General features: G+C 63.2%; 17 protein-coding genes. 9 read left to right on the forward strand and 8 right to left on the reverse strand.

Features of this window, described 5'->3' with window-relative positions; all coding sequences use genetic code 11:
• Window positions 1–71 precede the first annotated feature (71 nt).
• Together ACIQTW_RS19175 and ACIQTW_RS19180 are read right to left on the reverse strand one after the other, a co-directional pair.
• Complete coding sequence (locus ACIQTW_RS19175) at window positions 72–1,547, reverse strand: protein kinase (protein WP_402940268.1); 1,476 nt, start codon at window positions 1,545–1,547, stop codon at window positions 72–74.
• A gap of 154 nt (window positions 1,548–1,701) precedes the next feature.
• Window positions 1,702–2,343, reverse strand: a complete 642-nt coding sequence (locus ACIQTW_RS19180; RefSeq protein ID WP_402940271.1) for a TetR/AcrR family transcriptional regulator — start codon at window positions 2,341–2,343, stop codon at window positions 1,702–1,704.
• A gap of 112 nt (window positions 2,344–2,455) precedes the next feature.
• Here ACIQTW_RS19180 and ACIQTW_RS19185 point away from each other — a divergent pair, with 112 nt between their 5' ends.
• From ACIQTW_RS19185 to ACIQTW_RS19200, 4 genes are read left to right on the forward strand one after another with little or no spacing between them, the layout of a single operon-like run.
• Window positions 2,456–3,913, forward strand: coding sequence for a purine-cytosine permease family protein (locus tag ACIQTW_RS19185; RefSeq protein ID WP_402940274.1), 1,458 nt, complete (start codon window positions 2,456–2,458; stop codon window positions 3,911–3,913).
• A complete protein-coding gene (locus tag ACIQTW_RS19190) occupies window positions 3,910–5,133 on the forward strand; it encodes a serine hydrolase domain-containing protein (protein WP_402940277.1) in 1,224 nt (407 codons plus the stop codon). Before ACIQTW_RS19185 ends, ACIQTW_RS19190 begins: the two co-directional genes overlap by 4 nt.
• Window positions 5,130–6,749: an amidohydrolase gene (locus ACIQTW_RS19195; protein WP_402940280.1), complete on the forward strand. Its 1,620-nt coding sequence runs from the start codon at window positions 5,130–5,132 to the stop codon at window positions 6,747–6,749. The genes ACIQTW_RS19190 and ACIQTW_RS19195 overlap by 4 nt, the downstream gene beginning before the upstream one ends.
• 55 nt (window positions 6,750–6,804) lie before the next feature.
• Window positions 6,805–7,398, forward strand: coding sequence for a histidine phosphatase family protein (locus ACIQTW_RS19200; RefSeq protein WP_402940283.1), 594 nt, complete (start codon window positions 6,805–6,807; stop codon window positions 7,396–7,398).
• Window positions 7,399–7,411: 13 nt separating this feature from the next.
• On the opposite strand, the gene ACIQTW_RS19205 is transcribed toward ACIQTW_RS19200, so the two are convergent.
• Window positions 7,412–7,696, reverse strand: coding sequence for a hypothetical protein (locus ACIQTW_RS19205; RefSeq protein ID WP_402940286.1), 285 nt, complete (start codon window positions 7,694–7,696; stop codon window positions 7,412–7,414).
• 17 nt (window positions 7,697–7,713) lie between these two features.
• On the reverse strand, window positions 7,714–8,358 hold the full coding sequence (locus tag ACIQTW_RS19210; RefSeq protein WP_402940289.1) for a TetR family transcriptional regulator: 645 nt from the start codon (window positions 8,356–8,358) through the stop codon (window positions 7,714–7,716).
• A 133-nt stretch (window positions 8,359–8,491) separates the two neighbouring features.
• Here ACIQTW_RS19210 and ACIQTW_RS19215 point away from each other — a divergent pair, with 133 nt between their 5' ends.
• The 3 genes from ACIQTW_RS19215 (at window position 8,492) to ACIQTW_RS19225 (ending at window position 11,907) form a co-directional block, all read left to right on the forward strand.
• Window positions 8,492–10,102 carry an APC family permease gene (locus ACIQTW_RS19215; RefSeq protein ID WP_402940291.1) on the forward strand — a complete coding sequence of 537 codons (1,611 nt, stop codon included), beginning with the start codon at window positions 8,492–8,494 and terminating at the stop codon, window positions 10,100–10,102.
• Window positions 10,103–11,008 carry a carbon-nitrogen hydrolase family protein gene (locus ACIQTW_RS19220; RefSeq protein ID WP_402940294.1) on the forward strand — a complete coding sequence of 302 codons (906 nt, stop codon included), beginning with the start codon at window positions 10,103–10,105 and terminating at the stop codon, window positions 11,006–11,008.
• A gap of 101 nt (window positions 11,009–11,109) precedes the next feature.
• Entirely contained in the window at window positions 11,110–11,907 is a 798-nt protein-coding gene (locus ACIQTW_RS19225; RefSeq protein WP_402940297.1) for a ZIP family metal transporter, read from the forward strand.
• 95 nt (window positions 11,908–12,002) lie between these two features.
• Here ACIQTW_RS19225 and ACIQTW_RS19230 read toward each other — a convergent pair whose 3' ends face one another.
• From ACIQTW_RS19230 to ACIQTW_RS19240, 3 genes are all read right to left on the reverse strand, one after another.
• Window positions 12,003–12,233 (reverse strand): DUF6458 family protein, encoded by a 231-nt coding sequence (locus ACIQTW_RS19230; protein ID WP_017198862.1) that lies wholly within the window; start codon window positions 12,231–12,233, stop codon window positions 12,003–12,005.
• Between the two features lie 107 nt (window positions 12,234–12,340).
• Window positions 12,341–13,237, reverse strand: coding sequence for an SDR family oxidoreductase (locus tag ACIQTW_RS19235; protein WP_402940300.1), 897 nt, complete (start codon window positions 13,235–13,237; stop codon window positions 12,341–12,343).
• Between the two features lie 88 nt (window positions 13,238–13,325).
• Window positions 13,326–14,369 (reverse strand): NAD(P)-dependent alcohol dehydrogenase, encoded by a 1,044-nt coding sequence (locus tag ACIQTW_RS19240; protein WP_402940303.1) that lies wholly within the window; start codon window positions 14,367–14,369, stop codon window positions 13,326–13,328.
• Between the two features lie 122 nt (window positions 14,370–14,491).
• On the opposite strand from ACIQTW_RS19240, the gene ACIQTW_RS19245 reads away from it, so the two are divergent.
• Both ACIQTW_RS19245 and ACIQTW_RS19250 read left to right on the forward strand, forming a co-directional pair.
• On the forward strand, window positions 14,492–15,157 hold the full coding sequence (locus ACIQTW_RS19245) for a TetR/AcrR family transcriptional regulator (protein WP_402940305.1): 666 nt from the start codon (window positions 14,492–14,494) through the stop codon (window positions 15,155–15,157).
• Between the two features lie 99 nt (window positions 15,158–15,256).
• Complete coding sequence (locus ACIQTW_RS19250; protein ID WP_402940308.1) at window positions 15,257–17,116, forward strand: glycoside hydrolase family 15 protein; 1,860 nt, start codon at window positions 15,257–15,259, stop codon at window positions 17,114–17,116.
• On the opposite strand, the gene ACIQTW_RS19255 is transcribed toward ACIQTW_RS19250, so the two are convergent.
• The gene (locus tag ACIQTW_RS19255; protein ID WP_402940311.1) at window positions 17,085–17,285 is read right to left on the reverse strand and encodes a hypothetical protein; all 201 of its coding nucleotides are present in this window, start codon (window positions 17,283–17,285) and stop codon (window positions 17,085–17,087) included. The genes ACIQTW_RS19250 and ACIQTW_RS19255 overlap by 32 nt on opposite strands.
• Window positions 17,286–17,360 lie beyond the last annotated feature (75 nt).

Below are 17,360 nucleotides of genomic sequence, written 5' to 3' on the forward strand. Positions count from 1 at the left end.
ACGCTGACCTGGCTGAACTTAATGCACGACGGCGGCAGGTCGCCGTCGTGCGTTAATTCACGCTGTCAGGGCTACTTGCCGTCCCCGGACCCCTTGGCCTTTTCTGGCTTTTTCTCGCTCTTGCCGTCGCTCTTTTCCTTGGCGATCTCCGGGCCAGGCACTACAGCCGGCGCAGGCTCCTGAACGGGGGCGGGCCCTGGGGCCTGCGCGGGCTCCTGCAGATTGACCACTTCAGCAGGCTGGCCGTCCGCGGGCACGGCTTCGGCGGGCACGGCTTCGGCTGTGGCCGGCGCAAGGGGGAGGGCGGGCACCACCGGCGTCGTCGGCTGCGGCTCAGCCTGGGAAACCCCGGTGTCCGCGGGGTGGGAGGGGTCAGTTGTGTTGCCCATGGGTGTGAGCCCCTGGGAGAGGATCAGCAAAGCGAGCGGAATGGTTAGCGCTGCTGCGGCCACGCCCCGAACGGTCCTGGGTCGCCGCTTATTGAAGTCCCTGAGGCTGGTGACGGTGGCCCACCGCTTGGTTGGCGTGCGGAGTGGTGGCCGCGAGGGCACGGCCGGCAGCAGCGCGGTCCTGCGCCCGGACTGGATCCCTTCAACCCCGAGCGCTTGTTCGACGTATTGTGCCGTTGGGCGTTTTTCGGGATCCATGTCCGTCATGGCTTCGAGGAGCTCCCGCAGCGGAACGGGCAATTCCACGGGGATCTGCGGCGCGCGGTGAAGGCGGGCTGATGCCGTTTCAATGGGCGTTCCGGGGTACTCGGCCCTGCCGGTGAGGCATTCGAGGAGTACCAAGCCCAGCGAGTAGATGTCGCTCGCGGGAGTCAGTCCAAGCCCCTGCGCCTGTTCCGGGCTGAGGTATTGGGCAGTTCCCACGGTAAAGCCTGTTGCGGTGAGGCGGTTGTCGTTCATGACCAGTGCGACGCCAAAGTCCGCTAGCTTCACCGACTGTCCCACGCCGTCGTCGTCGGATACCAGGATGTTGGCCGGCTTGATGTCGCGGTGAATAACTCCGTGTTCGTGTACCTGGGACAGCGCCCCGGCGAGCCGGATTCCGATGCGCGCGGTCTCGGGAACGGTGAGCGGTCCGTCAGACAGTATGGCGCGCAAATCCCGGCCATCAGCCAGTTCCATGACCAGATACGCGCGTTCTTCGTCGTTGCGCGTATCGACGCCGGCGTCGAAGGCGGCCACCAACCCTGGGTGGTCAAAGGCGGCCAGAAGCCGCATCTCATTTTCCTGGCGGGCGCGGAACGACTCATCGCCGGAACCGGGCAGGAAAATCTTGATGGCTACCTCGCGGCCAAGGAGCATATCCGTCGCCTGGTAGACGGCAGACATGGCGCCCCTGCCAAGCAAAGGGCCCAGCTGGTAGCGGCCGTCAAGTGTTTCAGCGGCGTCTATTCCTGCAACGCCTATTCCTGCGGTTTCGCTGGAGGCGGGGAGTTGGGGGTCCACGGCCTCGTCATTGTTGCCCACGAATGTCACGTCCTTCAGGCATTCCTGGAGCCGCGGAACAACTGTCCCTGCGTCACCAAGCAATGCCGTCAATCAAACTTTCACGATGGCCGCGCGGCCGACTGCTTCAGCCACGTCCGGCCCAGGCAATGAGCCCAAACAGCATCATCCGGTTTCACCAGACAAGTTATCAGGATACTGATTAAATCGCGGAAAGGGCAATGTGAAGGCTCAGCGACTGCGAGCGTCAGGCGACTTGCAGCCGATCCACAGCCGCACGAAGCTCGCCCGCAGGAAGGCCCAGCGCCCATTCAGCGACGTCGGTGACGAACCGTTTGAAGGCGTCGTATTCGAAGGTCTCAGAGTTGTTGACGTAGGAGCCCACGCCGTCAATGGCCACCCATATACGGATGCAAGCCGCAAAGGAGTCCTCCACCATGAAATCGCCGGACACGACTCCATCGTCGATGAGCGCGGTCAGCCGGCTCCGATCAAGGTGTTCCTGACCCAACAGCGCTTCAGTTAGGGCCGGGATAAAGCGGCAGAGATGCCTGGCGTTGAGCCATAGCCGCGTGAGCTCAAGGGTGCCGCTGCCTTCGATGCGAGAGACCAGGTGAGCCATACGCTCAAGGGGAGTTCCGTCGTCGGGAAACAGTTCTTCCCGCTCTTCCGAGACAGCTCGCACGAACGCGGCGATCACCAGATCCTCTGCCGCTGGATAGTAGTGGCTGATCAGGCCAGGCCGCACACCAAGGCGGTCGGCCACGGCGCGGAGGGTTATCCGCTCGAGCCCCTCACCCAAGGCAATGGAAGCGGCCTCGGCGAGGATCTCGGCGCGGCGCTCGTCGGGTAACTTTCGAACGCGTTGGGATGCGGGGCTTGACACCATGCCGTCCAGTCTATTGGATTAGTGACCAATAGCTCATTGGTCGTGCGACCAATAGCGTCGACGGACCGGTTTCCCAGCGTTGCGAGCCGGACCTTGCCCGAGAGGAACAGCGTTGTCCCATCCCCACATAACCGATCCGGCCAGTTACCCGGAACCTCTTGCCCACCCCGAAACCCGCGGCATCGAACTCATCGAAGCCTCCGAACGGCACGGCCGCGCGCGGGACCTCTTCCCGGTCTGGGCAGCCCCAAATGTCAGCGTCCTGAACTTCACGGTGGGCGCCTCACTCATCCTGCTCGGCATGGAACTCTGGCAGGCCTTAGTTGTCATCATCGCCGGAAGCCTCCCTTGGATCCTCACCGGCATCGTCGCCACCAGTGGTCCGGCAGCGGGGACATCAGGCTCCGTCATCACCCGGGCCATCTACGGAATCCGGGGCAACAGAGTTGTGGTCGCCTTCTTTGGATGGTTCATTTCCGCGGTCTTCCTAGCCCTGAACTGGCTCGCATCCTCGTTCATGGGCGCTGAACTCCTGGCACAGCTTGGTTTCACGGACCCTGTCCTGGTTCCGCTATTCGTCACCATTCTGGTTGCCGCGATCACCGTCCTGGTGGCTGTGTTCGGCCACAGTTTGATCCTGCGCAGCTACCCCGTTGTGGCGTCGGTATTGCTGGCCATCTTCCTGCTGGTCACGGCCTTCATCCTGCCCCACGTGCAGTGGGGCTACACCGCTCCGTCACCCTTGGAAGGTTTACCGCTGTGGGCCGCGATGACAATCGGCTTCGCCATCCTGGCCTCCTCTCCCCTGTCCTACTCGAACAGCCCCGACCTGGCACGCTACCTCCCCACGTCCACCAAGCGTTCACACATCATTGCGGCCACGGCCCTGGGCGGCGCCCTGCCAGGCATCTTGTTCACTTCGGTAGGTGCGTTGCTCGCCACGGGAATTGATGCAGCAGCGATGGACCTTGGCATCGAATCCGCGCTTCTTGCCCTCCTACCGGCGTGGCTCGGCCCCATTTTCGTTGTGGGCGTCATCATCAACACCATCTCCCTCAACGGCATGACCACGTACACGGCGAGCATGGCGTTTCAATCCATCGGTGTCCCGATCCGCCGCATCCCGTCCGCGGTAGTGGTGGGAGCGATCGGCACAGCGTTGACCATCTACCTCGTCATGTCCACGAGCCTCCTGGAAGCCGTCAACCTGATGCTGCAGCTCTTGGTCCTCATTTCGGGTCCGACCATGACCATCTTCGCAACGGACGTCATCCTTCGGCGCTACCGCTACAGCGGCGAGGACCTCTTCAATGAGAAGCCCGGCAGCCCCTTCTGGTACAGCGGGGGCTGGCACATCCCGGGCCTGCTCGCCGTCATCCTCGGCGCGGTTGTAGCCTCGCTCTTCCTCAGCAACGCCGCGTGGACCGGCCCCATCGCAGCAGCAACGGGCTCCATGGACCTTTCAGTGCCGGTATCCATGATCGTCACTGCCGGCGTGTACATCGCCCTGAACCCGGCCCTGCGCCGCGGCTTCAACAAAACACCCGTCGCAGAGGGAGCCCCCGCATGACCACCGCCCAAAGCCGGCCCCCGCGTTACCGCGGCGCCGTCGGACAGCCAACCCTGGACACGTGGCAGGAGGGACCGCACAACCGCTGGGCGTTCGCGCACCTGAGCGAACTACTGCCGACGGCGTCAGTCACCCGCCGCTTTCCGGCCGCCCCCGCTGCGGCTACCGATCATTTGAGCTCCTTGGCCGTTCCCTGCCTAAAGCAACGGCTGGAAGAGAGCTACACCGACGCCTTCCTGGTCCTGCACCGCAACGATGTCATCGCGGATTACTACCGCCCGGGCTTTTCCCCGGAGGACCTTCATCTGGTCATGAGCATTTCGAAGTCCATGTGCGGCCTGGTGGTGGGGGCGTTAGTTGATTCCGGAGATATCAACACGTCCGACCGCGTGGTTGACCATGTCCCGGAACTCGCCGGATCGGCCTACGACGGGCCTACCGTCCAGCACGTGCTCGACATGGTCATCCACCTCAACTACAGCGAGGACTACCTCGACCCCGCTTCCGAAGTTCAGACGCATGATCGATCCTCCGGCTGGCGCACCCGACAAGACGGCGACCCTGAGGACACATACGCCTTCCTCACCACCCTCACGGGCGAAGGCACCGTGGGCACGTTCCAGTACTGTTCCGCGAACACGGACGTCCTGGCGTGGATCATCGAGCGCGTGACCGGGCTCCGGTATCCGGACGCGCTCTCCAAGTACCTGTGGTCCAAGCTGGACGCAAACCGGGACGCCACCATCACAGTTGATTCCGCGGGTTTCGGCTTCGCGAACGGCGGGATCTCGTGCACCGCCCGCGACCTCGCGCGCGTGGGCCGATTAATGCTCGACGGCGGCATGGGTCCGGCGGGTCGGGTGGTGTCCGAGGGGTGGGTCCGCAGTGTCCTTGCTGGCGGAGACCCCGAAGCCATGGCCGGCTCCTCCTTCACCGCCATTCACCCCCACGGCTCATACACCCGCCAGTGGTGGCGCACCGGCAATGAGCGCGGCAATGTCATCGGAATCGGCATCCACGGCCAATACCTCTGGCTCGACCCCGCCACCGATACCGTGATCGTGAAGATGTCCTCGTGGCCGGAGCCGGACAGCGGGCACCTGCACGAACTTCAGAATCAGCTGCTCCTCGATGTCAGCAAATCCTTGGATGTGCCCCTCGCAACAAAAGAAATCCCAGAAAAAGAATCAGCACCGGAAAGCAAGGAAAACGCAGCGTGACCACCCAGCTCTACACCAACGCCCGCATCTTCACGTCCGATACCCGTCGCTGGGCTGAAGCGCTGCTCGTTCAGGGCGAGCGCATCCTTTACGTCGGAGACACCAACACGGCGGAACGCCTTCGGCCGGACGCCGAGCGGATTGATCTCGAGGGCCGCTTGATTGTCCCCGGCTTCGTCGACGGCCATGCCCACGTTGTCGGTACCGGCGAAGCCTTGGGGCAGGTCAGCCTGTGGGGCGCCAAGTCAGTGGAGGAGATCCAGCAACGGATCAAAGCAAGGGCAAACGAACGCCCGGACGCTGAGCGGGTCCTGGCTACCGGCTGGTTGCACGGCGCAATTCCCGGCGGTGTACCCAACGCGGCGATGCTCGATGCCGTGGTCCAGGACAAGCCCGTCTATGCCTTCGCCTACGACTTCCACTCAGTGTGGGTGAACTCGGCGGCGCTGGCTGAACTGGGGATTGACCGTCACACGAAGGATCCCCACGGCGGCACCATCAAGCGCGACGCAGACGGCCACGCCACCGGCTACATCGACGAGAACGCGTTCTACGACATGGTGCTCCCGTACCTCGAAGCCCAAGTAGGTAAGGATGAGCACGAGGCCAGCATCGCCGCAGTCCAGCAGGCTTACCGCGAGACCGGCGTGACCACTGCGTGCGATATGGGCTTCAACGAGACCGACCTCGAGGCCTTCATACGTGCCGACAAAGACGGCTCACTGACCAGCCGGCTCATCGCCTATTGGCGCGTTAATAACGCTGGATCGGCGGAGGAAAACATCGCCCAGGTCCAGCGGGCGGCGGCGCTCGCCGTCGAGCATGAATCGCCATTCCTTCGCGTGGTGGGAATCAAGGTCATCATTGACGGCACCATCGACGGGTGCACGGCCACCCTCGGAATGCCGTACGCCGATGGTTCGAACGCGGAACCGATCTGGAGCCTGAAGGAACTCGCGCCAGTGGTTGCCGCTGCCGATGCCGCCGGTTTGAAGGTAGCCATGCATGCCATCGGCGACGAATCGGTCCGGATCGCCATCGGAGCTGTGGAACACGCCGTGGCAGAGAACGGGCCCCGCGAACGCCGCCACCGCATCGAGCATCTCGAGTTGGTGGACAGGGCCGACGTCGATCGCCTCGCCGCGCTGGGCATCACCGCCAGCATGCAGCCCGTCCACGCCGATCCCGCCATCAGCGAAAACTGGGCGGCTAGGTTGGGTGATGACCGCGTGGAGCGCGGTTTCCCGTGGCCGTGGATTACCCAGGCGGGGGCACGGCTGGCCTTCGGCACGGACTCCCCCACGTCCCCGCATGCGCCCCTGCCCAACATGTACGTAGCCACCACCCGGGCTTCGGCCCTGGACGCTTCCGCCGGAACCAACGTCCCCGATTTCGCACTGCCCCTCGCCGAGTCGATCGAACATGCTACGCGCGACTCCGCGTGGACGTGCGGCGCGGAACACGAGATCGGTCGGCTTGCTGCTGGCCTGTACGCGGACTTCGTGGTCCTGGACACCGATGTGCTGGCTGCCCGGGACCCGTCCGCGCTCTTGCACGCGAAGGTTCTGCAGACTGTGGTGGGCGGGCGGACTGTGTACTCATCAGGCCAGGCATGACCCAGCGGCTTTACGTGACGTAGGAAACTGCGGCCCGGCGCACCCGCAAGGCACAATGGAAAGCATGACCCTCACAACTTTCGCCCTCGTCCGCCACGGCCAGACCGATTGGAACGCGGAGCGCCGGTTGCAGGGATCCACTGACATCCCGCTTAACGACGTCGGCCGCGGCCAGGCCCGCGACGCCGTCACCTTCCTGTCGGGTCAGCAATGGGACACCGTGGTGTCCTCACCCCTGAGCCGCGCCGCCGAAACGGCCGGGATCATCGCCGAGGGCCTGGGGCTCACGGTTGCTCGTTTGGTTCCGGAGCTTACCGAGCGCAGCTTTGGCCCGGCCGAGGGTCTTCAAGCCGGTCCTGAGCTGGAAGCCCTTCGGATTCCGGGAGGTTTCCGCGGAGGCGAATCCGACGAGGCCGCCGCTGACCGTGGCATCGCTGCCTTGGAGGAGCTGGCCGGGGAGTTTGCGGGCAAGCGTGTCCTGGTGGTGGCGCACGGTACTTTAATCCGACTGACGTTGAGCCGAGCCATCGGGCGCACTTTGGACAGTGTGCAGAACGCGGTGCTCAACCTGGCCCATCACCACGTCACGGACGGCTGGCAACTGGAGTACTTCAACGGCGAACGCGTCACGGCCGACGTCGAGGCCTGATCTCAGTAGTCGTTCATTTGGCTTCGAGCCGCGCCTTCAACTGCTCCGCGTAGTCCGTATAGGCTGCTGCAATTTCTTCCAAGTCAACCGTTTGCGGGAAGTCGATAACTGGCTGGTGTTCTGCCAGGTAGTTGGTGGTTTCTTCGACAATCAGCTGCTCGTCGAAGCCGTCCAAGCCAACCTCGGCAAGGAATTCCGGGTTGGTGTGAACCAAAGATTCCCCGTTCTGCCCTTCCGATGCCCATCGCACCAAGTACTCGTTCTGATTGACCAGTTCAATGTCGAATGACTTCTCCATGGCAGCAGCCTACGCCGTTACTTAGCAGGAACCGGCCCGCCCCGGACAGCAATGAGCTCAAGCAGTACCTCAGCCTTGATGCCAAGGAGTGCGGCCGCGAGATTCCCCACCAAATCAAGCACATACTCGCTGGTGGCGCTCCCGGCCAGCACATCCATGACAAGGCCGTCTTCCTGGGCAACAAGGGTGCGGGCGATTTTGGCTGGATTCAGCAGGGGAGAGAACTCACCTGAGCGGGTTCCGGCGTCGATAATTTCCCGGTAGACGCGTTCCTGCGCACTGGTGAGCTCGCCCTGGATCCGGCGCTGCTCCGCGTCGCGGAGCATGTGGGGCCAGTACTCGTACAAAATCCGGGAGACGTCGTCGTCCAGTCCTGCAGTAGTGCCGGCGCTGATGACGGCGGCGAGCCTGGCCGTGGGAGTCATCTCCAAGTCATCGGCTTCGGCGAGCTTCTCCAGAAATCTGCCGGAGGAAGCCTGCACGGCGGCAGCGATAATCTCGGCGTGGCTGCCGAAGTAGTAGAGCACGGCGTTGGCGGCCATGCCAGCCTCGGCGGCAATGGCGCGGAGGGTGGCGCCCTCAGCGCCGTCGCGGGCTGCCACGGCCTGTGCTGCCGCAACGATTTCCTGCCGCCGAATGTCCTTCTTGTCTACCTTGACCACTGTCGCTCCCCCGTGGACGTTTGAAGATGCCTGTTGACATTGACTCTAGACCGGTATTGAATGGCATTCAAATTTGAATGTGATTCAAATTACTGATCCCAGATCCGACTTACTGATTCAACGAGGAGTCTCCGTGTCACACCCCCCTTCCTCTACCCCAATCGCGAGCGACCCAACCCCACGCGACTCAACCCCAAAAGACGCAACATCAAAGAACGCGCCAGCCCGGTACCCGAGCTCCAAGGGTCTAAAAGCAGGCTCGATCGGCATCGGACCCACCGTGGCCCTCGGGCTGGCCGCCGTAGCTCCGGCCTATAGCCTGGCCGTAACGCTCGGCTTCGTGGTCCTCGCCGTTGGAGCGAGCACTCCTGCCGCGTTCCTGCTGGGCTTCGTCCCCATCCTGTTCACCGCCCTCGCGTTCAGGGACCTCAATAAGGAAATGCCCGACTGCGGTGGAGTGTTCGTCTGGATTACCCGCGTTTTCGGGCCGACTGCCGGCTGGTTCCTCGGCGGGTGGGTGCCACAAATGGCCACCTTCATTGCGAGCGCCGCACTCGCCCAAGTGGCCACCACCTACCTGCTCAACTTCTTTGGTCTGGCTTGGATCGCGGCGGAGCCTATCGCTGTAGCTGCCATTGCATGCGGGCTGGTCGCCTTGAGTGCATGGATCGCGGCGAGGGGAATCGAGCTCTCTGCCTGGGTACAGTACGCGCTGATTGGTCTCCAGCTAGTGGCACTCGGAGGGTTCTGCGTCGCGGCTTTCACCGCCATGTCCACGGGCAACACCACCGATGGGTCAGAAAAGCCGGCCTTGGAATGGTTCAACCCCCTTGCCTCGGGGGACATATCCGGCCTCGTGTCCGGCGTCATTCTATGTCTGTTCATCTACTGGGGCTGGGATGCGCTGATAGCAGTGAATGAGGAAACCACAGACCGCAAGGGAACGCCTGGCAAGGCAGTAGTCATCACCACGGTCATCCTGCTGTTCTTCTACGTAGTGACCGCTACGGCCGCCGTCGGATATGCCGGAACTGCAAGCATCACCAATCCGGAAACCGTCTCGGATGTCCTTTCCGTCCTCGGTCCGCAGGCGGCAGGAGAAGTGTTTGGCCAGGTCATCACCCTGGCGGTGGGACTTTCAGCGCTGGCAGCACTCATGACTGTTGCTGTCAGCACGCCGCGGACCTGGCTCAGCATGGGCACCTATGGCGCATTGCCCAAGGCGACCACGAAGATGCATTCCAAGAGGGGCACCCCCACCACCTCCATCGCCTGGTGGGCAATCATCACCATGGCCATAACGTTGGGGCTGACGGCAATCAGTCCGGACTTCATCGGGCTGGGAATCCTTTCGGTGGGCCTGATGATCGCGGCCTACTACGCCGCCACCGCCTTGGCCTCGGTGGTGTACTTCGCCCCGCTGATGCGCACCTCTGCATCGGCGCTGATCCTGAAAGGTATCCTTCCCGGCCTCGGAGCACTCCTCATGATCGGAGCGTTCGCCTACAGCGCCGTCGACATGCTGTCCCCTGAATATGTGGGGCTGTCGTGGTTGGGTATCGGCTCGGTGTTCTGGATTGGCATCGGCGCCCTGATCCTTGGCCTGCTGGTCACCGCGATCCTCAGGACCAGGCTGCGTCGCTTCTTCTCAGGCCAAGCCATCCCCCGCGGAAACATCACCACCCGCAACCAACTTTCGTCCATCCTCAGCAACGACACGCTTATCAACGAAACCGAGGCATAAATGCGCATCCTGTCCATCGCAGCAATTCAGACCAACCCAATCCCCAATGACCTCGAGGCCACGTGGGCCCGGTTCGAGGCCCAAGCCGAATCAGCCAGGGAGCTGGGCCCGGATGTGGACGTCATCGTGGTTCCGGAACTGCTGCTTTCCGCGCCGGGCGAGTTCCTGCTGCCGGACCCCGACGGTGAAACCCGTTCCGCTGCGCCCATCCCCAGCCCACTCACCCACCGCATCTCCGCGCTGGCCCGCAGGCTCAACGTGTGGCTCGTGCCCGGCTCGCTGCTGGAAACGGACAACGGAAACACGTACAACACAGCAATCGCTGTCTCTCCGCAAGGCGAGATCGTGGCGCGCTACCGGAAGCTCTTTCCATGGCGACCGTTCGAAACCACCACCCCCGGCGATTCCTTCGTCACTTTCGACATCCCCGGCTGCGGACGCATCGGCCTGGCCATCTGCTTCGACGGCAGCTTCCCGGAGGTAGCACGCCAGTTGGCATGGCTCGGCGCAGAGGTCATCATCCAGCCGACGCTCACCACCACGCGGGACCGGGCCATGGAAATCGTCATGTCCCAGGCCAACGCCTTCGCCAATCAGGTGTACGTGGTGAACGTCAACGGAGCATCCCCCTCCGCAGTGGGCGAGAGCGTCATCGTGGACCCCGAGGGCACCATCATGCAGCAGGCCCGGGGCGGTGAGGAGATCCTGTTCGCCGTCCTGGACTTGGACCGCGTCACCCAGCTCCGCCGCTATGGAACTCACGGCATCAACCGCCCTTGGGCCCAGCTCCGGGACCAGGAAGGCCTGCTGCGTTTCCCGATGTTCGGCGGAGCTCACTTCCAATCGCCGGAGTGGAGTGGCGATTCCGCTTCAGCACGGCAGGGCAGCGGCAGCGGACGGGCCTGACCACACGCCCAACCTGAGGAGCGTTCGACGGCGGGCTGCCGCCGTCGAACGCTTTTGCCCACCCTAGAGAAGATCAGGCTACTTACTTCTATACTGGCGTTGTGATGGCATCACTGTGGTTCGGATTGATTGCCTCCAGCGCCTTGGTCATAGGCGCCATCATCGGTGTGCGCTTCGAACTGCCGAAGCGGCTCCTGGCCATCCTGCTTTCCTTTGCAGCCGGCTCACTCATCACGGCTTTGGCCTTCGAACTGTTCGAGGACGCGTACGAACAGGGCGGAATCGTGCGCGCCGCGGTGGGGCTCCTTGCGGGGGCCATTGTGTTTACGGCGCTGAGTGCCCTGTTGGATCGCTGGGCGCAACCCGGGAAAACCTCGAAGTCCAAACCCGCGGACGAAATACAGGGCAGCCCCAAGCTTGACACCGACGCAGCCGCGTCCGATAAAGCTGCCACCGCCGCGTCAACACGAGGCGCTGCCGGCATGGCCCTCTTGGCTGCTGTCACTTTGGACGGCGTGCCCGAAAACGTCGCCTTGGGCATCTCCTTGGGAGAGGGATCTGGAGGCCTTGCACTACTGGCGGCAATCTTCGTTTCCAACCTGCCCGAAGCCCTGGTGGGAGCCTCGTCCATGCGCAGCCAGGGTCGCAAGGCCGGGCCGATCATGTTGCTCTGGAGTGTCTGCGCAGTGTTGCTCGTTGCCGCGGTGGTGCTCGGCGCAGGGCCGCTCTCCTCAGCCCAACCCGAGACGATCTCCCTCCCCTTGGCGTTCGCAGCGGGCGCCGTGATCGCATCGCTCGCGGACACTCTCATGCCAGAGGCCTACGAACACGGCGGCCCGGCCGTGGCGCTAAGCACGGCAGCTGGATTCGTTCTGTCGTTCACCCTCTCGCTCGCCTGAGCCGACGGGGCTTAAACCTAAGAGGCAGTGACGAAAGAAAAAGCGCACGACGGCGGGTGCCCGCCGTCGTGCGCTTCTTCTGTATGTTGCGGCTGCTAAACCTCGGGGCGCCGCTCGACAACCGTGTGGGGATCGCCGCGGCGCTCAACAACGCTGCGGCGCGTCCGGTTGGACATGGCGATGGAAATGATGAGTCCGATAACGCCGACCACCATCAGGATGTAGCCGACCAGGACTTGGTCGAGGAAGGGGATGATTCCGGGGGCGAGCGCGAAAGCCAGAATAGCTCCGATGGCAATCAGGGCGATGGAAGAACCAATTCTCATGACGTGCTCCTCATGTTCTTTCGGCGCAGTCAGGGTCTACGGCCGAATCTGTATCATCAGGATACTTACGTTCCACCTCGCCGACCAGCACCAACCCGGCGCGTTTGTCAGTGACCGTAGCGTGCCGCCACCCGTGCGATGGCATCCTCGGGAGTGGGCGCGGGGCCGAAAACCTGCTCCTGGCGGGTGACATCCGCAACGTACTTTCCCGTCTCGAACCACGCCACCATGCTCGCCATATCGCCCACCAACGGAAGGATCTTCGCGGTCGCCTTGCCGAGTCCCGCGATGGCACCGGCGGGGATGGACATTACCTTGATCTGCTTGCCGGCCCGGCGTCCGGCGATTTCCGCGGCTTCATGGATGCTCAGGGGCCGGCTCCAGCCAATATCGATGCGCTCTCCCTCAACAATGTCCGCGTCAAGCGCCTCGGCAAGATAGGCGGCAACATCGCTCGCCAAGACGAATGTGAGCCGGGCATCCTTGGAACCGAGCCAGACGAACCGCCCCTTAGCGAAGGGATCGCCACCCATACCTACCGCTTGGTCAAAGAAAGCACCCGGGCGCAGGGCCACAAAGGGAACGCCGAGTTCCTCAAATTTGTCCTCAGCCAGCTTCTTGTTCCAGAAGTGGGGAATCTGGGGAGTCTGATCGCTGGTGACGATGCTGATCAGCACGAAGCGAGGCACTCCGGCGTGCTTGGCAGCCACAGCCAGGTTGCTGTTGCCGAAGGTGTCAATGGCTTTGGCGTTCTTGTCGTTCCGCGTATAGCCCGCAGCCGTAGAGATAGCCGCGGAAACGCCGCTCATCGCGCTGATCAACGAGGCAGCGTCCAACATATCTCCGCGGGCGATCTCAACACCCTTGGCCTCAAGTTTGGCGGCATCGGACTTTGGCCGCACCAAGGCACGGACTTTCTTTCCGCGCTTGAGAAGCTCGTCCACCACCTGGCCACCCAAGAATCCCGTGGCGCCAACAACAAGGACAGGTAAGTCTTCGGCCACAGTTTCTCCTCAGGGGTTTGCTCCTAGGGTTAGTGGTAGCACGAGGCCGGAGCTTGGGGCTAGGGGCGTTTCAGCTTCACACCAAATCTCAAATGGTGATAACAACCTTCCCGCGGGCTTTACCGGCGTCGAAATACCGCATGGCATCCGGGACCTGGGCCAGCGAATACGTGCGGTCTATTGCGGGGGCAATGGTTCCCGCTTCGAGGATGCCTGCCAGGTATTCCAGATCCGCCGCGGTTTGGGTGCCCCCGATCATGGTGAGCCGCTGGCGAATGAAGGGAGAAAGCGCCACGGCCCGGAACTGGCGATCCAAGCTGCCGGTCCAGGACCCGCCTTCCTCACCTCCGGTGATCACTGCAGTTCCCGAAGGGGTGAGCGCCCTACGGAGGCTGGAAACCGAAGGGTTGCCAGCTATGTCGATGATGACGTCGTAGCGCTCACTGCCATCAGCGAAGTCCCGTGAGGTGTAGTCGATGACATGGTCGGCGCCGAGGTCCCGAACCAGGTCCGCCTTGGCAGCGCTGGCCATCCCGGTCACCTCGGCGCTGGCAGCCTTGGCAAACTGGACCGCGTAACTGCCCACACCGCCCGAGGCACCAGTGATCAGGACCTTGAGCTCCTTCGCTACCGGGCCTCTGCCCGGATCGATACCGCCGGCACGCAACGCGATCAAGGCGGTGCACGCAGACACAGGAACCGCGGCCGCTTGCTCGAAGCTGATGCCCGTCGGTTTGTGGGCGAGCTGGTTTTCACGGGCAGCGGCGTACTCTGCGAATGATCCCTTCCCTGACCCGAAAACCTGATCGCCCACGGAAAACCGTGTCACTTTAGCCCCCACGGCCTCCACGGTGCCCGCGAGGTCCAGCCCGGGAACGGGATTCCTTGGCGCGCGTATGCCGTAGGCGAGGCGCAAGGCATACGGCAGTCCTGTGGTGACGTGCCACGTACCGCGATCCAGCCCGGCTGCCCGGACCTTCACCAGGACCTCATTTTCCTTGATGGCCGGGCGAGGAATTTGCGCCTCATGAAGCACATCGGCGGAGCCGTATGCCTCTTGGACGATGGCCCGCATGGTTCCGGGCGACGCCTGTCCCTTGCGTGCTTCCTTGGATTGCTGACCAGTGGCCATGGGCCGACCTTTCAGTACTGATGCTCGATTGGGGGTTTTGACGCTTTTCGTACGCTGTACTAGCGACGCTACCGTACACTGTACTAAACCGCTAGAGCCCTTCACTCGAACAAGGAGTCCACGTGTCCACCGCAGCATCCCAGCGCCTGCCCCTCAGCAGGGAACGAGTACTGGAGTGCGCAGTTGCACTCGCTGACGAATCCGGGCTAAGCGCGCTGACCATCCGCACGCTTGCCCGGAGCATGGGAACCAAGCCCATGTCGCTTTACTACTACGTAGCCAACAAGGAAGAGATCCTTGATGGGATCGTGGACATGGTCTTCAGCGAAATCGAGCCGCCGATGCCGGGGCGTGATTGGCGCGGGGAAATGCAGCGGAGGGCTCACGGAGTGCGATCAGCGCTCAGGCGCCACCCATGGGCAGTCGGGCTGCTGGAAAGCCGGTCAGCGCCGGGACCGGCAACGCTCCGGCACCATGAAGCAACGTTGGCAACGCTGAGGGAGGCCGGCTTCTCCGTTCAGATGACAGCCCACGCCTACGCCCTGCTGGACAGCTACATCTACGGCTTCGCCCTTCAGGAAGCAGCTCTCCCGTTCGAGGGCAGGGACACCGCGGCCGAGATCACCAACCCCATCATGGAGCGCTTCGCCACAGGTGAGTATCCGCGCATGGTGGAGATCGCCGTCGAGCATGTCCTCAAACCCGGCTACGACTTTGGCGACGAGTTTGGCTTCGGCTTGGACCTGATCCTCGATGGCCTCAACCGGCTGCGGGCCGGCGAGGAATAAGCCGCCTTTCGGATTGAGGCGCGAGTCTCATTGGAGGCGCTCACGCCAACGGGGTACGGTCAGGCATAGCTGACGACGCCGAGTGAGGGAGCTGAGTTCATGGCCAGGATCGAGGACTATGCGATCATCGGGGACTTGAACACTGCTGCCCTGGTGGGGCGCAGCGGTTCCATCGACTGGATGTGCTTGCCGCGCTTCGACTCCCCTGCCTGCTTCGCCGCGCTGCTGCACACCCCAGACGCCGGCCGCTGGCTGCTGGCTCCCGCCGGGACACCGGACGGCGGCGACTGCACGCGACGCCAATACCGCGAGGACACCCTCATTCTGGAAACGGAATGGGAAGTTGACGGCGGATCGGTCCGGGTCATTGACTTCATGCCCGTCCGTGACGACGCCGTGGATCTGGTGCGGATCGTCGAAGGAGTGTCCGGCGAGGTCACTATGCAGATGGAGCTGGTCCTTCGCTTTGATTACGGCCGGGTGGTGCCGTGGGTCCGGCATAGCGAGCACGGTATCAGCGCAGTGGCCGGCCCCGACTCGGCCTATCTCACCACCCTTGCCCCCCTGCAGGGCCGGGACAAGCGCACCGTCAGCGAGTTCACCGTCCGCGCGGGCGAACGCGTTCCCTTCGTGCTGCGCTGGGCGCCAAGCCACGAACGTGCACCACGCAGGATCAATCCGTTGCATGCCCTTGAGGCGACGGAGTCATTCTGGCTGGAATGGATCGGCCGCAGCGAGATGAGGGGCAAATACAAAGAACCGGTGGAGCGGTCCCTCATCACCCTCAAAGCACTCACGTATGCACCCACAGGCGGCATTGTGGCAGCCGCAACAACGTCCCTGCCCGAGCAAATCGGCGGGCCCCGCAACTGGGATTATCGGTATTGCTGGCTACGTGACGCCACCCTGACTTTGCAGTCACTCCTCGCCGCCGGCTACACGGAAGAGGCGGCAGCCTGGCGCGACTGGCTGCTGCGCGCTATCGCCGGCGACCCGTCAGAACTTCAGATTGTGTACGGGCTCGACGGCGCCCGGAGACTTCCGGAGGCAGACATTCCCTGGTTGTCGGGTTACGAAGGTTCCCTACCCGTCCGTACCGGAAACGCGGCCGCTCCACAGCTTCAACTGGACGTATGGGGCGAAGTGTTGGATGGGCTTTCACTGACCCGGGCCGCTTCCCCGGATGGCACAGTGGATAGCTCCTGGGATATCCAAGTCGCCCTGATGGAATTCCTGGAGGGGGCGTGGGACCAGCCTGACAACGGGCTGTGGGAAATGCGCGGCCCGAGGCAGCACTTCACCCATTCCAAGGTGATGGCGTGGGTGGCTGCGGACCGAATGGTCAAAGCCGTCCGGACGTCGGGTTTGCCGGGCCCTGCCGACAGGTGGGCTGCCCTCCGCAGCGAAATCCATGCAGATGTCATGGCCAAGGGCTTCGACAATGAACTCAACAGCTTCGTCCAGTCCTATGGCAGCAAGGAATTGGATGCGAGCCTGCTCCTGATTCCGCGCGTCGGGTTCCTGCCCCACCGCCACCCGCGGGTTAAAGGAACAGTGGACGCCATTCAGCAAGGACTCACCGACGACGGATTGGTTCTTCGGTATCGCACCCAGTCCGGGCATGACGGACTGCCCGGCGATGAAGGCGTGTTCCTGGCATGTTCATTTTGGCTGGTGGATGCGCTGCTGGGAATTGGCCGCTCCGGCGAGGCGACCGAGCTATTTGAGCGACTGCTTGGCTTGCGCAACGATGTGGGACTGCTCAGTGAGGAATGGGATCCGCGGACCCAACGGCATCTCGGCAACACCCCGCAGGCGTTCAGCCATTTCCCGCTGATTCATAGCGCGCTGCAACTACACCAGGGCGAGGCCCACAGCAGCGACACCCCGCTTCACAAACCCAAGCATCCGGCGCAGGCAAGCGGCTCTACCCTTCGGAATGATCCTCGCCTTCGGTAGCAGACGGTTCACCCTTGTGGCTCGCTTCCTCCAAGTGGAGGTCCAGCTTGCGTTCGGCTTCGCGCCGACGCTGTCCGACGGTTCGCATCTGCTGCGTGGTGGGGTCTCCCCTGTCTTCCGACGCTGCGCCGATTGGCACGGCGGGCTGCGCTTGCTCTTGTTCGCCCATACCCCAATGGTCCCATCACCAGTTCGTCAGCGATAGCTAAAACAACCGTTGTGAGGCCCGCCCTGCACACACCTC

Origin of the sequence: Paenarthrobacter sp. NPDC090517, from assembly GCF_044769165.1 — a bacterium.
Lineage (GTDB): Bacteria > Actinomycetota > Actinomycetes > Actinomycetales > Micrococcaceae > Arthrobacter.